At 70.9% G+C, this 13,624-nt stretch carries 13 protein-coding genes and 1 riboswitch; of the genes, 3 read left to right on the forward strand and 10 right to left on the reverse strand.

Annotation, left to right across the window (positions count from 1 at the left end; genetic code table 11):
* Positions 1 to 53: 53 nt before the first annotated feature.
* From mtnB to N5079_RS07730, 9 genes are all read right to left on the reverse strand, one after another.
* On the reverse strand, positions 54 to 677 hold the full coding sequence (mtnB, locus tag N5079_RS07690; RefSeq protein ID WP_261582880.1) for a methylthioribulose 1-phosphate dehydratase: 624 nt from the start codon (positions 675 to 677) through the stop codon (positions 54 to 56).
* Positions 674 to 1,375, reverse strand: a complete 702-nt coding sequence (gene mtnC / locus N5079_RS07695) for an acireductone synthase (RefSeq protein WP_261582881.1) — start codon at positions 1,373 to 1,375, stop codon at positions 674 to 676. Before mtnC ends, mtnB begins: the two co-directional genes overlap by 4 nt.
* Positions 1,372 to 2,328 carry a nucleoside hydrolase gene (locus N5079_RS07700; RefSeq protein ID WP_261582882.1) on the reverse strand — a complete coding sequence of 319 codons (957 nt, stop codon included), beginning with the start codon at positions 2,326 to 2,328 and terminating at the stop codon, positions 1,372 to 1,374. Before N5079_RS07700 ends, mtnC begins: the two co-directional genes overlap by 4 nt.
* Entirely contained in the window at positions 2,325 to 3,380 is a 1,056-nt protein-coding gene (locus N5079_RS07705; protein ID WP_261582883.1) for a hypothetical protein, read from the reverse strand. Before N5079_RS07705 ends, N5079_RS07700 begins: the two co-directional genes overlap by 4 nt.
* Positions 3,377 to 4,288 carry an ABC transporter permease gene (locus N5079_RS07710; protein WP_261582884.1) on the reverse strand — a complete coding sequence of 304 codons (912 nt, stop codon included), beginning with the start codon at positions 4,286 to 4,288 and terminating at the stop codon, positions 3,377 to 3,379. The genes N5079_RS07705 and N5079_RS07710 overlap by 4 nt, the downstream gene beginning before the upstream one ends.
* On the reverse strand, positions 4,285 to 5,454 hold the full coding sequence (locus N5079_RS07715; protein WP_261582885.1) for an ABC transporter permease: 1,170 nt from the start codon (positions 5,452 to 5,454) through the stop codon (positions 4,285 to 4,287). The genes N5079_RS07710 and N5079_RS07715 overlap by 4 nt, the downstream gene beginning before the upstream one ends.
* Positions 5,451 to 6,986 carry an ABC transporter ATP-binding protein gene (locus N5079_RS07720; protein WP_261582886.1) on the reverse strand — a complete coding sequence of 512 codons (1,536 nt, stop codon included), beginning with the start codon at positions 6,984 to 6,986 and terminating at the stop codon, positions 5,451 to 5,453. Before N5079_RS07720 ends, N5079_RS07715 begins: the two co-directional genes overlap by 4 nt.
* 2 nt (positions 6,987 to 6,988) lie before the next feature.
* Complete coding sequence (locus tag N5079_RS07725) at positions 6,989 to 8,029, reverse strand: BMP family ABC transporter substrate-binding protein (protein WP_261582887.1); 1,041 nt, start codon at positions 8,027 to 8,029, stop codon at positions 6,989 to 6,991.
* A gap of 98 nt (positions 8,030 to 8,127) precedes the next feature.
* Complete coding sequence (locus N5079_RS07730; protein WP_261582888.1) at positions 8,128 to 8,694, reverse strand: GNAT family N-acetyltransferase; 567 nt, start codon at positions 8,692 to 8,694, stop codon at positions 8,128 to 8,130.
* 212 nt (positions 8,695 to 8,906) lie between these two features.
* On the opposite strand from N5079_RS07730, the gene N5079_RS07735 reads away from it, so the two are divergent.
* The 3 genes from N5079_RS07735 (at position 8,907) to N5079_RS07745 (ending at position 12,393) form a co-directional block, all read left to right on the forward strand.
* Positions 8,907 to 10,223: an NYN domain-containing protein gene (locus N5079_RS07735; RefSeq protein WP_261582889.1), complete on the forward strand. Its 1,317-nt coding sequence runs from the start codon at positions 8,907 to 8,909 to the stop codon at positions 10,221 to 10,223.
* A gap of 145 nt (positions 10,224 to 10,368) precedes the next feature.
* Complete coding sequence (locus N5079_RS07740) at positions 10,369 to 11,313, forward strand: C40 family peptidase (RefSeq protein WP_261582890.1); 945 nt, start codon at positions 10,369 to 10,371, stop codon at positions 11,311 to 11,313.
* A 308-nt stretch (positions 11,314 to 11,621) separates the two neighbouring features.
* A riboswitch (cyclic di-AMP (ydaO/yuaA leader) is annotated at positions 11,622 to 11,780 on the forward strand.
* Positions 11,781 to 11,922: 142 nt separating this feature from the next.
* Complete coding sequence (locus N5079_RS07745; protein ID WP_261582891.1) at positions 11,923 to 12,393, forward strand: C40 family peptidase; 471 nt, start codon at positions 11,923 to 11,925, stop codon at positions 12,391 to 12,393.
* Between the two features lie 98 nt (positions 12,394 to 12,491).
* On the opposite strand, the gene N5079_RS07750 is transcribed toward N5079_RS07745, so the two are convergent.
* Positions 12,492 to 13,355 carry a hypothetical protein gene (locus N5079_RS07750; RefSeq protein ID WP_261582892.1) on the reverse strand — a complete coding sequence of 288 codons (864 nt, stop codon included), beginning with the start codon at positions 13,353 to 13,355 and terminating at the stop codon, positions 12,492 to 12,494.
* Between the last annotated feature and the right edge of the window lie 269 nt (positions 13,356 to 13,624).

The raw sequence follows: 13,624 nt of genomic DNA on the forward strand, positions 1-13,624 counted from the left end.
GTGCCGGGTGGGGCGGTGTGTGCGGGAACATGTGCATGATCACGGCGGGTGGGTCATCCGATGGCGAGGGCGTAGGACAGGAGCCACTCGACGCACTCGGTGACGTGCCGCGCCCGCGTGAGGTCGGCCCCCCAGGCGTACATGCCATGGGAGGCGACGATCACGGCGGGCGTGCGCGGATCGTAGGCCGCCTCGAACCAGTCGCCCAGCTCGGCCATGTCCTGGCTGTTGCGGATCACCGGGATGACGACCTCGTCGTCGTGGGCCAGGCGGCCGATGCCCTTCAGCGTCTCGACGTCGCGCAGGCGCACTCCGCCGGGCCAGCGGTGGCCCGCCACCACGGCGCTCAGCGCGTGGACGTGGACGACCCCGCCCGCGCCGGTCAGGGCCGCGACTCGGGCGTGCAGCCCGGCCTCGGCGGAGGGGACCAGCGGCGGGACGCCCTCGACCGCCACCGGATCCCCCGTGGGGCCGACGACGGCGACGTCCGTGGCGGTCAGCTCGCCCTTGTCCAGCCCGCTGGCGGTCACGGCGAGCCGCAGCGGGTCGCGGGAGACGACCTCGGACAGGTTGCCGGACGTGCCGCGCATCCAGCCGAAGCCGGTGAACCGTGCCGACTCGACGGCCAGCCGTCCGCCGGCCTCGTAGACGCGCCCGGCGGTGAGCGATTCGGTCATGAGACCCGGACCTCCCCGAACGACGCGACGACGGGATGGGCGCCGAAGTCCGCGTGCTCGCTCGGCTCGCCGGGCCGGCGCAGCCCGGTCGTGTGCCAGCCCGCCGCCACGGCCGCGTCCAGTTCGGCGGGCACATCGGAGAGGAAGAGCAGCCGGCCGCCCGGCTCGCCCAGGGCCTCCGCGATGCGGGCGTAGGACGCCGCCTCGCGCTTGGGGCCCGCGTTCACCGTGTCGAAGTGCCGCTCGACCAGGGCCGAAAGGTCACCCGCTTCGGTGTGCTTGAACCAGGGGCGCTGGCTGGCGACCGATCCGGACGAGAACACGGCGAGCCGCCGCCCGGACTCGTGCCACTCCCGCAGGGCGGCCGGGACGTCGGGGAAGAAGTGCGCGGTGAGCTCGCCGGCCGCGAACCCGGCCGCCCAGATCTGCCCCTGCAGGGTCTTCAGCGGCGTCGCCTTGACGTCGCCGTCCATCCACTCGTGGAGGGCCTTCACCACGTCGGCGGTCGTGGCGTCCTCGGGCAGGCCGGCCTGCCGACACGTGTCCGCCACGGCGGCGCGGACCTCGGGGTCGTCCGGATGGCCGTCGATCCACGAGCCCAGCCGGGGCCGGGCGTAGGCGTAGAGCCCGACGTGGACCGACTCGGTCGAGCTGGTCGTGCCCTCGATATCCAAGATGATCCAAGAAATCTGTGTCATCGCGTCAATACCTCCACGAAGTCGGCGACGAAGCGGGTGGCGTCCACGGCGGTGATCACCCGTGTGCCGGGAGCGGGCTCGTACGGGAACGCCGGCGGCAGGCCGTCCACGGTCCGCATGAGCCGGGCCCGCGACAGGAAGCCGTCGCTGACCACGTTGACCGGCCCGTCCGTCCACGCGGTCGCGAAACCGGGATCGAGGAGGATCCCGGCCGCCAGCGGATCGTGCAGCGGGATGATCCGGCGGCCCCACTCGTTCTGGTAGAAGTCCAGGTACGCCTCGAGGATCTCGCTCGCGAACCGCGCCCGCGGGGTGTCGGTCGCGCGGAGGGCCGCGATGGCCCGCTCGTCCAGGATCGTCCCGGCGGTGACGTTGACGCCCACCATGACGAGCTCCCGGCGCGGCGCGGAGAAGACGGCCCGCGCGGCCACCGGGTCGTTGTTGATGTTGGCGTCGATCATCAGCAGGGTGCCGGGCTCGGCGTACGGCCCGGACCCGCCCATCAGCACGACGGAGCGGTATTTGGTGAACAGGTCCGGGTCGATGCGCAGCGCGAGCCCCAGATTGGTCAGCGGGCCCAGCGCCAGCAGGTCGAGCTCTCCGGGCTGCTCGTTCGCCAGCCGTACGAGCAGCTCCGCTCCCGTCTCGCCGGTCACCTCGGGGAGCGGGCGGTCGTAGCCGCGGTCGCCCAGGCCGTCCTTGCCGTGGACGTAACCGGCGATGTGCGCGGCCCCGGCCAGCGGCTCGGCCGCGCCACGGGCGATCGGGACGTCCAGCTCCAGCAGCCGGGTGACGTAGCCGATGTTGCGCGTGGCGTCCTCCTCCACGCAGTTGCCGAACACCGAGGTGACGGCGACGATCTCGGCGTCGGGACGGCCCGCGAGATACAGCAGGGTGTGGGCGTCGTCGATGCCGGTGTCGGTGTCCACGACGACGCGGCGGACCTGGCTCATGAATTCTCCTCGAAGTGCTGTGACACGTGCTCCGGCCGGAAGGCGCCGCGTTCGGTGACGATCCGGGTCACCAGCCTCGGTGGGGTGGCGTCGAAGGCGGGGTAGTAGCCGGTGGTTCCCTCGGCCGCGCTCCGGGCCCCCAGGACATGCAGGACCTCGTCGCCGTCGCGGTGCTCGATCACCACGTCGCCGATGCCCGGCGCGAGCGGGTCGGGCGCCTGGACCAGCGCGTAGAAGGGCAGGTCGAAGGCGCGGGCGGCCAGCGCGACGCCGAGCGTGCCCACCTTGTTGACGACGTGGCCGTCCATCGTCACCCGGTCGGCGGCGGTCAGCGCCACGTCGGCGAGCCCGTCGGACAGCGCCGCCGCCACCATGCCGTCCGTGATGACGGTCGGCCGGTAACCCATCTCCACGAGCGTCGCGGCGGTGAGCCGCGCACCCTGGAGGTAGGGCCGGGTCTCCGTGCAGACGAACTCCAGCCGCTTGCCCGCCTCCTGAGCCGCCTCGACGGTGGCGATCAGGTAGGCGTCGGCCCAGCAGTGGGTGAGCACCCGGGCGCCGTCGTCCAGCAGCGCCGCGGCGTGCCGGCCGAGGGCGGCGCTGCGCGCCCAGTAGGCGGCGTCGTGCTCGGCCCCCGCCGCCGTGACCGCCTCGACCAGCTCGTCCCCGGACGCCTCCGGCAGCGGGCCGTCCACGGTGGCCGCCAGGATGGCCCGTACGGCGTCGCGGATGTGGTTGTTCGTCGGGCGGGTGGCGACCAGCCGCCTGCCGGACGCCCGCAGCCGCTCGGCGGCGCGGCCCGGAGGCTCGTCCCTGGCCTCCCGGGCGGCGAGTGTCATGCCGGCCGTCGTCGCGAACAGCGGGCCCGAGCTCTGGGTGACCATCTGCTCGATCGCCACGGCGACGTCCTCGCTCGTGGCGCAGTGCACCCACCGCCGCTCGAACGGATAGACCCGCCGGTCGAGGATCTCCACGCCGTCGCCGGAGAGCCGGACCGAGTCGGCCAGCGCCGGGCGCCGGGATGTCGCGTTCATGTCAACTCCGGTGCTCATGTGAACTCCAAGCGGGCCGACCGCCGCCGACCGGCCACACTGGCGAGGACCAGGGCGAGCAAAGTGATCACGTACGGCGCGGCGTCGGCGAACTGCTGCGGCAGGCCCACGCCCTGGAGCCGGAAGCCGAGGGCCTCGGCCACACCGAACAGGAGGCAGGCGCCGAGCACGCGGTACGGCCGGACGCCGCCCAGCATGACCGCCACGACGGCGACCCAGCCGCGGCCCGCGCTCATCCCCTCACTGAACAGCGTCACGTTGCCGAGCGCGAGCTGAGCCCCGGCGAGCCCGCACAGGGCCCCCGCGGCGAGCACGACCCCGTGCCGGTACGGCCCGACCTTGAGGCCGAGCGACTCGGCCGCCTCCGGGTGCTGCCCGATCCCGCGCAGCCGCAGCCCCGAGCGGGTCCGCTTCAGCCACCAGGCCGCAGCGACCACCAGGACGAACGCCACCGGCACCAGCGGAGACTGCGGTCCAAGGACCGGGCCGATCACGGTGATCTTCCCCAGTCCCAGGGACGCCAGGGTCGGCAGGCCACGCAGCTCGGGGGAAGTGTAGGTGCCGGCGGTGCCGAGGATCCGCCGCATCAGGAACGACGTCAGCCCCAGCGCCAGCAGGTTGAGGCCGACCGCCACCACGACCGGGTCCGCGCGGAAGGTCACCGCGGAGACGGACAGGACGGCCGAATACAGCGCCGTCGCCGCCACGCCTCCCGCGACCCCGCACCACGCGTTGCCCGTCAGGTGGCTGACCACCACGGCGCTGAACGCGCCGAACAGGAGCTGGCCCTCCAGCGCCATGTTGAAGATGCCCGACACCGAGCAGAGCAGCCCGCCGAGGGCCGCCAGGACCACGGGGGCCGTGGCGGTCAGGACGGACGCGACGAAGGTCCATTCCAGGATGTTCACGACTCCGCCTCCGTGACGCCGGCCGCCTGCCCAGCCCGGGCAGGCTCCGTGCTCCGCGCCTCGGCCTCCCCGGGCTCCGGGGCGTCTGCCCTGATCGCGGCCGCGACCGCGCGTTTCCCGGCGCGATGCCGCACCGTGGCGAGGACCGCCACGATTACGATGATCAGCCCCTGCATGATCTGGGTGAGCTGGCTCGGCACGCCCGCGTCGCGCTCCATGCCCTGGCCGCCCACCTGCAGGATCGTCATGAGCGCCACAGTGAATGGGACCACGACCGGTCGCCCGGTCGCCAGCAGGACCGCCGCGATGGCGGTGAAGGTGTAGCCGGGGGCGGTCAGCGCGCCGTCGACGAAGCGGAACGGCGGGCCGAGCACGATGAGCCCGCCCACCAGACCGGCGAACGCGCCGCCGCCCGCCAGCGTGGAGATCTCCAGCCGGTCCACCGGCACGCCGCCGTAGCGGGCGAACTCCCGGTTGGCGCCCGTCGCACGGATCTCGTAGCCGAGGACCGTCCGCCCGTCCACGTACAGCCAGGCCGCCGTGAGCAGGAGGATCAGCGGCAGCCCGAGGGTGACGTAGCCGCTCTCTCCGACTGACGGCAGGTGCGCGTCGTCCGGGATGAGAGGGGTCTGCGCGTTGCCGGTGCCGGCCTCGGCGAGCGGGAAGCGGACGAGGTAGGACGCGAGCGCCACGGCGGGGCTGCTGATGAGAAGGGTGGTCACGATGGCCGGGATGCCCAGCCGCGTCCGCAGCGGCGCGGAGACCCCCGCCACCAGCGCCCCGGTGAGCGTCGCGGCGGCGAGCGGCACGATCACCGCGATTCCGGACGGAAGCGGCACGCGCAGCGCCAGCGCCGCCGCGACCACGCCGCCGAGCGCCATCTGACCGTCGCCGCCCAGGTTGAACTCTCCCGTCCGCAGAGGGATCGCGAACGCCAGCGCCATGCCCAGCGTCGGGACGAAGGAGGCGATCGTGTACTCCAGGTTGCCGTCGGCGACCGCGCCCCTGATCAGGGCCGGATACGCCTCGGCCGGATCGACTCGCACGATCACCATGACGAGCGTCGTCAGGGCCAGCGCGCCGGCGATCGTGAGCACGGCGGTGCCGCTCCTGTCCATGAGGCGGCTCACGACCCGGCTCATGACCTGGTTCACGTCGCGGCTCATGACTCGGCCCCCGTCATGGCGGCCCCGAGACGCTCGTCGCCGGCCTCGTCGCCCGGGATCTCGGCGACCACCCGGCCCTCGTACATGACCAGGACGCGGTCGGCCAGCGCGCGCAGCTCGGCGAGCTCGCTCGACTGGAGCAGCACGGCCTGTCCCCGGTCGCGCGCTTCGAGCAGCAGCGCGTGGATCTGCTCCTGCGCGCCGACGTCCACGCCCTGGGTCGGCTCCTCGACGACGATCACGGGCGTCCGCCGCGACAGCTCGCGGGCGAGCACCGCCTTCTGCGCGTTGCCGCCGGACAGCGTCGAGATCGGATCGCCGACGGAGGCGGCCCGAATGGAGAACCGCTCGACCAGGCTCTTCGCCCGATCCCGTACGGCACGGCCCGATAAGCCGATCCGGCCGCGCAGTTGGGGCGACCGGTGGTCGCCCATCGCGAGGTTCTCCGCGAGCGACATGGCGGGGGCCGTTCCCCGGCCGTGCCGGTCCTCGGGGACGTAGGCGACGCCCGGCTCCCGGCCCCGCCGTACGGGCTCGCCGGACAGCAGCACCTCGCCCGAGTCGCCCGGCCCGGGCGGGCGCAGGCCCGTCACGGTGTCGGCGAGCTCCCGCTGGCCGCTGCCGGCGACGCCCGCGAGGCCGACGATCTCGCCGGGCCGCACGCCGAAGGAGACTCCGGAGAGCCGGAGGACGCCGTCGCGGTCGCGGACCGTGAGATTCCTGACCTCCAGCGCGTACGGCTCGGCGGAAGCCCGCGAAGAGGTCCTGGACGGGGCCTGCGACGTGCCGAGGGAGCGGCCGATCATGGCGACCACGAGCTCGTCCGCCGTCGTCTCCGCAGTGACGAAGGAGCCGGTCACCCGGCCGTGGCGCAGCACCGTCACCCGGTCGCTCGCCGACAGCACCTCGGTCAGCTTGTGCGTCACGAGCACGACCGACACCCCGGTCTCCGTGACCGTGCGGAGCACGTCGAAAAGGCGGGCCGCCTCGCCGGGGGTCAGCACCGCTGTGGGCTCGTCGAGGATCAGCACCTCGGCCCGGCGGTAGAGCGCCTTGAGGATCTCCACCCGCTGGCGCACCCCCACGGGCAGCCGCCCGACCTCGGCCAAGGGGTCGGCTCGCAGGCCGTAGAGCTCCCCGAGCCGCTCGACCTCGAGCCTGGCGGCCGCCAGGTCGAGCGCGCCGCGGCGGGCCGGCTCGGCGCCGATCACGACGTTCTCGGCGACCGTCAGCTCGGGGAACAGCCGGAACCGCTGGTGCACCATGCCGAGCCCGTGGGTGATGGCGTCGGCGGGGGAGCGCAGCCGGATCCGCGACCCGTTCCTGAGGACGTGACCGGCGTCCGGCCGGTGCATGCCGTACAGGATGGACATGAGCGTGGACTTGCCGGCCCCGTTCTCGCCGACCACCGCGTGGATCTCACCGCGCGCGATCGCGAGGTCGATCCCGTCGTTCGCGACGACGGGACCGAACCTCTTGGTGACGCCGACGAGCTCGGCCGCCGCCTGGGCGGGACCGCTGTCGGTCGGCATGCCTAGCCCGCCAGCGGGTCGGCGACGGTGACCTTGCCCGCGACGATGTCGTCGCGGACCTGCTTGACCTTCGCGATCACCTCGGGACTGGAGGCGACGGTGCACTGCGAGGACGCCACGTCGCCGTCCAGCGCGTTGACGCCAACGCCGCCCTCGGCCAGGCCGTACACCTTGGTGCCTCCGGTCTTGCCCGCCGCGATGTCCTTGATCGCGGCGGACTCGGCCACGTCGACGTGCTTGATGACGTTGTCGATGATGTTCCCGGGGCTCTGGGCGCACTGGTTGACGTCGACGCCGAAGGACTTCGCGCCGGCCGCCGCCACGGCCTCGAACACGCCCTGGTTGCCGCCCGACGCGGACGCCGCGACGACGTCGGCGCCTTGCCCGATCATCGTCTGGGTCTGCGACTTGGCCCGCGCGGGGTCACTGAAGGGGTTGTTGCCGCCCACGTAGAGCGTGGTGCCGGCGGTCTTGGGGTTGACCGACTTGGCGCCGGCGTAGAACGGATCGATCCACCGGTGCATGAAGGGCGTGTCAAGGGGGGCGACCACGCCGATCTTGCCGCTCTTGGACAGCATCCCGGCCTCGACCCCGGCCAGGTAGGCGGCCTCGTGCTCCTTGAAGGACACGCAGGTCAGGTTGGGGGCCTGGGTCTTGGCGCAGGAGTCCACCTCGAGGAACTGCAGGTCCGGGTGCTGCTTGGGGACGGTGCTGAAGATGTCGTCGAAGGAGAAGCTGATGCCCACGATGATCGTCGGCTTCGCCCGGACCGCCGCGTCGACGTTCTGCGCGATGCTGTTCGGGTCCTTGCTCTCGTACAGCTTGAACGAGGCGCCGATCTCCTTCGCCGCGGCCTGGGCGCCCTTGACGCCCAACTGGAGGAAGCTGTTCACGCCGACGGGGTTCGGGCTGATCAGGATGACCGACTTGCCCGGCGCGGACGCACCGGTCTCGGGGGTGGAGCTCGTGCCGCACGCGGCGAGCATCAGGGCAAGTGCCGCGCCGGTATAAGCGAAGAGGCCGGTTTTAAAGGTGGTTCGCATAGTATGTCGTCTTGTTCCTTCAGTGCCACCGTCCGGGGGATATGCCCGGCTCAACACCGCGCAGCATATAGACTTATTTCCTACCCGGACAAGGTGGATTAGCCGGGCGCGCTCTCCGTCCACTCGCGGCGGAGCATCGCGTAGATCAGCTCATCGCCCCACTCGCCCTTGAACAGCTCGTTCTCCACCAGGTGGGCCTCGCGACGCATGCCGAGGCGCTCCATGAGCCTGGCCGAGGCGGTGTTGCGCGCGTCGCAGCGGCCGAATATCCGGTGCAGCCCCAGGCCGTCGAACCCCAGCCTGAGGATCTCCCGCGCGGCCTCCGTGGCCAGCCCGCGGCCCTGGTGGCCGGGATGGAAGACGAACCCGATCTCCCCCTGGCGGTGCTCGCGGCTCCGCCAGTACAGGCTCAGGTCCCCGATCAGGGCGCCGCTCTCCCGCGACTCGGCGGCGACGCTCAGCGCCCGCCCCTCCACCCGGAGCTCCGAGCCGCCGATCTTCTCCTCCAGCACGGCCCTCGTCTCCTCGCGGGTGTGCGGCTCCCAGTAGAGATAGCGGGTCACCTCGGGGAGGGAGCGGAAGGAGTGCAGGTCATCGAGGTCGCCGGGGGCGAAGGGACGGAGCAGCAGCCGGGGGGTTTCGATGGGGTAGGGAGGCTTGAGCATCCGGACAGCGTATGTTCGCGCCCGCGAGGGCGGCCAGGGGTTATCGCGCAGCCCGCCGCGGGCAGGAGATCGCGACCGGCGGGAGCCCGAGGCCTGGCAGGAGGCCGCCGCCGGATGGGCGATCGCCGGCGGAGGGGAGATCGCGAAGGCGACTCTCCCATGGGCGCGGCAGCCGTACCCTTGGATGAAGGACAAGTACAAGGAGCGACAGGATGAGTTCAGCCGGAGAGGGCCTGTCTCGTCCGTTGCCCGAGCAGGTCCGGTTACATGTCGTGGAGCTCGCGGCGCAGGTGCTGGGCTCGATGCCCGCGGCCACGGTTCCGCCCCCGCTGCGGGGAATCGCGAAGTTCGACCCGCGCAAGCGCGCCCGCCTCGGCAGCGCTCCGATCGCCGCCCAGCTGGAGAGCGACAAGGAGTTCCGCGAGCTGGTAGCCGAGGCGATCCAGACGGCCTGGCCCGAGCTGGTGGCCGGCCTCGCCGAGGGCACGGTGCCACCGGCGGCCGAGCCGGTGCTGGTCGCCGCCGCCGCCTACCTGACGCGCCCGCCCGGCTGGCCGGACATGGTGGAGCAGGCGCGGGCCGACCTGGAGCAGGCGGCATCTATCGGCACGCAGCGGGAGCAGGCGGAGACGCGGCTGCGCGAGCAGCTCGCGGCCCAGCGCGCCGCCGCCAAAGAAGAGGTGGACCGGGTCCGCGAGCAACTCAGGGCCGCGCGCGCGGAGAACTCCGACCTGCGGCGGAAGCTGCACGACGCCCGCGAGCGGGTCAAGGCCGCCGAGGCGAGGGCGGCCGAGCTGGAGGCGGAGACCGCGGAGACGCGGGCCAAGGTCGCGGGCGCGAACGGCGCGGCGGAGACCGAGATCCGCAGGCTCAAGGAGCGCCTCGCCGACGCCGAGCGCCAGCTGGAGGCGAGCCGCCGGGCCGCCCGTGAGGGGCGCAGCGTGGAGGACGCCCGGATCCGCGTCCTCATGGACGCCCTCCAGGACTCGGTGGCCGGGCTGCGCAAGGAGCTCGCCCTCCCCACCACGATCAGCAGGCCGGCCGACTACGTGACGGCGGTGACGCCGGGCGCTCCCAGTGTCGGCGCGGTCCCCGCGCGGGCGCTCGCCAACGACGATCCTCAACTGCTCGACCAGCTGCTCGCGATCCCGCATCTCCACTTGATCATCGACGGGTACAACGTCACGAAGACGGGCTATCCGTCGCTCACCCTGGCCGACCAGCGTGCCCGGCTCCTCACGGGCCTCGGCGGCCTCGCCGTACAGGCCCGGGTGGAGGTGACCTGTGTGTTCGACGGCGCAGAGCTTAACGGGCCGGTCCAGGTGTCGGCGCCGCGCGGGGTGCGGGTCATGTTCAGCGCGCCGGGCGAGATCGCCGACGACCTGATCCGGCAACTCGTGCGCGCCGAGCCCGCGGGGAGGCAGATCGCCGTCGTGTCCTCCGATCGGGAGGTCGCCGAGTCCGTGCGGCGGATGGGCGCCCGGCCGGTCCCCTCCACGCTGCTGCTCCGCCGCCTCGGCCGCAGCTGATCACGGTACGGCTCTTACCCCTTGCTCTGAGTCATGAATGCCGTGAATACCTGCGAATAGGTTGAAGCTTCATGATCGCCTGAGTAGAGTCGCGCCGCGGGTTTCGGACTATTCCCAGGGGGCCTGAGTGCGAGGGCGTGTACCGGTGGCCGCTGGACTGGCCACCGCGTTTCTGTTGCTGCCGATCGCGGGCGCGCAGGCCGATCCGAAGCCCACAGCCGCACAGGTCAAGGCCAAGCTGCACAAGCTCAACACGCAGGCCGACCAGCTCGTCGACCGCTACAACGCGGCCAACGAGAAGTGGAAGAAGGCCAAGAAGCAGTACGGCGCGCTGAACGACGACTACAAGCAGCGGTACAGCAGGGTCGAAGCGCTCCGGCAGGGCCTCGTCTCGATGGCGGTGAACGGCTACCAGACCGGCGACTTCGGGTCATGGGGCGGCGTGTTCTACAGCTCGGCCCCGGAGGCGACGCTCAGCGGCCTCGCCGCGCTCGACCAGGTCTCCCTGGCGCGGACGACGCAGCTTCAGGAGTACGAGAGCGCCATCAAGGGCCTCAAGCAGCAGCGGGACCAGAAGAAGGCGGTGTTCGACCAGGCCGCGAAGGTCAAGGCGGACCTGGCGGAGCAGAAGGATCAGGTCGAGAAGCTCGTCAAGCGGCAGACGCGGCTGCTTCGCGACCTCGGAGTCTTCAACGCCGGCAATCCGAACAGCCCCGGCGTCGTCTACAACGGCCCGGCGTCCGGCAACGCGCGGGCGGCTCTGGAGTTCGCCTACAAGCAGGTCGGCAAGCCGTACCGGTACGGCGGGACCGGCCCGGGCGCATGGGACTGCTCGGGGCTCGTCCAGGCTTCCTGGGCGGCGGGTGGCGTCGGCCTTCCCCGGACCAGCTACGAGCAGTGGGCGTGGGGCGCGAGCCGCCGGGTGTCGCTCGACGAACTCCAGCCGGGGGATCTGCTCTTTCACGCGGGTTACGGACACGTTGGTCTGTACGCGGGTGACGGCAAGGTCGTCCACGCCCCTCAGACGGGGGAAGTAGTGAAGATTGTCACACTCTCCGAGTACAACGCCATCGGTGCCGTACGCCCTTAAGATCATAACTTCTGTGACTGATGTGACCAATGTGACAACGTTCAGGTTCTGTTCCGTTAATTGTGAGCAGCATCACATTTAGGTAAATAAGGCATGGGTATGCTGCGGCTTTCTCTTTGCCTACGGCCTCGTTTGATCTCTGTTCATGGTCCGCGCTTTGCCTGAAGCGGGAATCGCTCGGTAGCTTCTGGCCCGCGGCGAGCACGCCATGCCCGCCGGAAAGATCGGCCACCCGGCCGATTTCGCACCGCAAAATCCACATGTCGCCGTCGTCGTCAACCACCATCCCCCCAAAGGGATCTCTTGGCGGCGGTGACCTGCCGAGTCCGTGCAGTCAGGAGGCACGGAGCCGGGGAACCATTCGACCTTCGGTGAAGGTCCGGGGTGAATCGGCGCTCACAGCGCCGTAGGGCGACTTCCCTGCCCGAATCCGTCAGCTAACCCGGTAGGCGCAAGCGGAAGACCATAGGAGAGATCCTGTCTACCACCCCCGCACGTCTGTCCCGTATTGCCCGCCTCTCCCTGGGGGGCGTCGCGCTGACCGCTTCAGTCGGAGCCATCTCCGTACCTCCCGCGTCGGCCGACACGGTGGCAGTCACGGTCACGAAGGTGGCCACGGCGACGGCCGCGAAGACCGTCTCCACCCAGTCGACGTCGAAGAAGGCGTCGGCCAAGAGGTTCAAGAAGAAGATGAAGCTGAGCAAGGCCGCACGCCAGCGGGCCAGGGCTCGGCGGGCCGTCGCGGCGGCCAAGCGGCACATCGGCGACCCGTACCGGTGGGGAGCCACCGGCCCGCGGGCGTTCGACTGCTCGGGCCTCGTGCAGTTCGCCTGGCGCAAGGCCGGCGTCAGGCTGCCCCGTACGACATGGTCCATGCGGAGCGCCGTCCGGAAGAAGATCTCCTGGGGCCACCTCAAGCCTGGTGACCTCATCTTCACGAGCGGCGGCGGCCACGTCGGCATCTACGTCGGACACGGCAAGATGATCCACTCGCCGCACACCGGCGCGCGCGTCCGGATCGACAGGCTGGACTCCTACCGCAGGCGCACCTTCGCCGGAGCCGTCCGCCCCGGCGCCTGACGGCTCTTCAGAAAGAATGGCCTCTTCTCAGCAGAGATGTCCGTGGCTGTCTTCGCGGATGTCTCTGCTGAGAGGCCCGCCGCCGCAAGGATGTGGGCTCAGGTGAAGATTTCGTCGGCGGAGTTCACGATGGCGGCCCGGCGGACCCAGGCCCTGAGCAGGTCAGGGTCCTTGCACCGGGCGATCCGGTTGTGCGTGTCAGGAGAAATTTCCAGTCCGCGGGCGTCGAGGACGGCCAAAATCGAATCCGCTTCGCCCTTCGCGAGCCCTTCCGCGAGTCCTTCCGCGAGTCCTTCCGCGAGTCCTTCTTGACGGCCCTGCTCGACCCAGTGGGAGAGGTACTGCCGGGCAGCGCGCTCGTAGCGGTCGCTCGTGGTCGTCACGATCTCCTCCAGGTGCTTGCGCGCCACGGTCGGTAGCGCGTCGAACACGTAATTCAAATATAGCTTGATCCGGTCCTCGTCCAGGGTGTCCATCGCTGTGATCATGGCCTCCAGCGCTGCTCGGCCCTCCGGCTCCTCCGCGTGTGCCAGGGCTGACAGAACGGCCAGCTCTGGATACGCGCGCGCCTTGACCGGGTCGATGATCAGCGGAATGCGGGTGGGCTGGACGGCCAGAGGGGTGATCGTGCCGCTGGGACCCAGATTGATGACCTGCTCGCACCAGCGGGCCACGCCCGCGCTTCGGCAGATGACCATGAGGGCGGTGGGGCACTCCAGGCGGGCCCGCAATGCAGTTGCATAAACGGGCCAGCTGAACCTTTTGCGGGCGTCGTGGCGGTTCTGCACCTCCACGATGAGGGCCAACTCGGCTTTACCTTCGGCGTCGCGCAGCACAACTACGGAGTCGGCGCGGAACTCCACTGGTGCCAGTTGTGTGCAATCCACTGCCTCCACCGTGGCGGTTGCGAATGGGGGCGGCTGGACCCCGGCGGCGTCCCGCAGCAGTTCCACGGCGATCATGGGCCGGTTGTGGATGAGTTCTATGGTCATCTCGTGATCGATTCCTGGCACAGGAGGAGATTACTGTTTGTAGTTGAGCCACCACGCCCTTCGCCTTTTGCTGGTGGCAGGTTCCTTGCTCCTGGTCGAAGTTCTTTCACCCCTGGTCTCGAAGGCGGATCCCAGGGAGTAGAAGGATCGATCCGCCGGATTGAGACCGGAGGGTCGGCCGCCGCCGGAACGGTCCCGCGGACGCTCCGGCGGCCACTCCGGCGGTCGGGGTCACCGCC

It is taken from the genome of Planotetraspora sp. A-T 1434, assembly GCF_025420585.1.
Taxonomy (GTDB): domain Bacteria; phylum Actinomycetota; class Actinomycetes; order Streptosporangiales; family Streptosporangiaceae; genus JAOEGB01.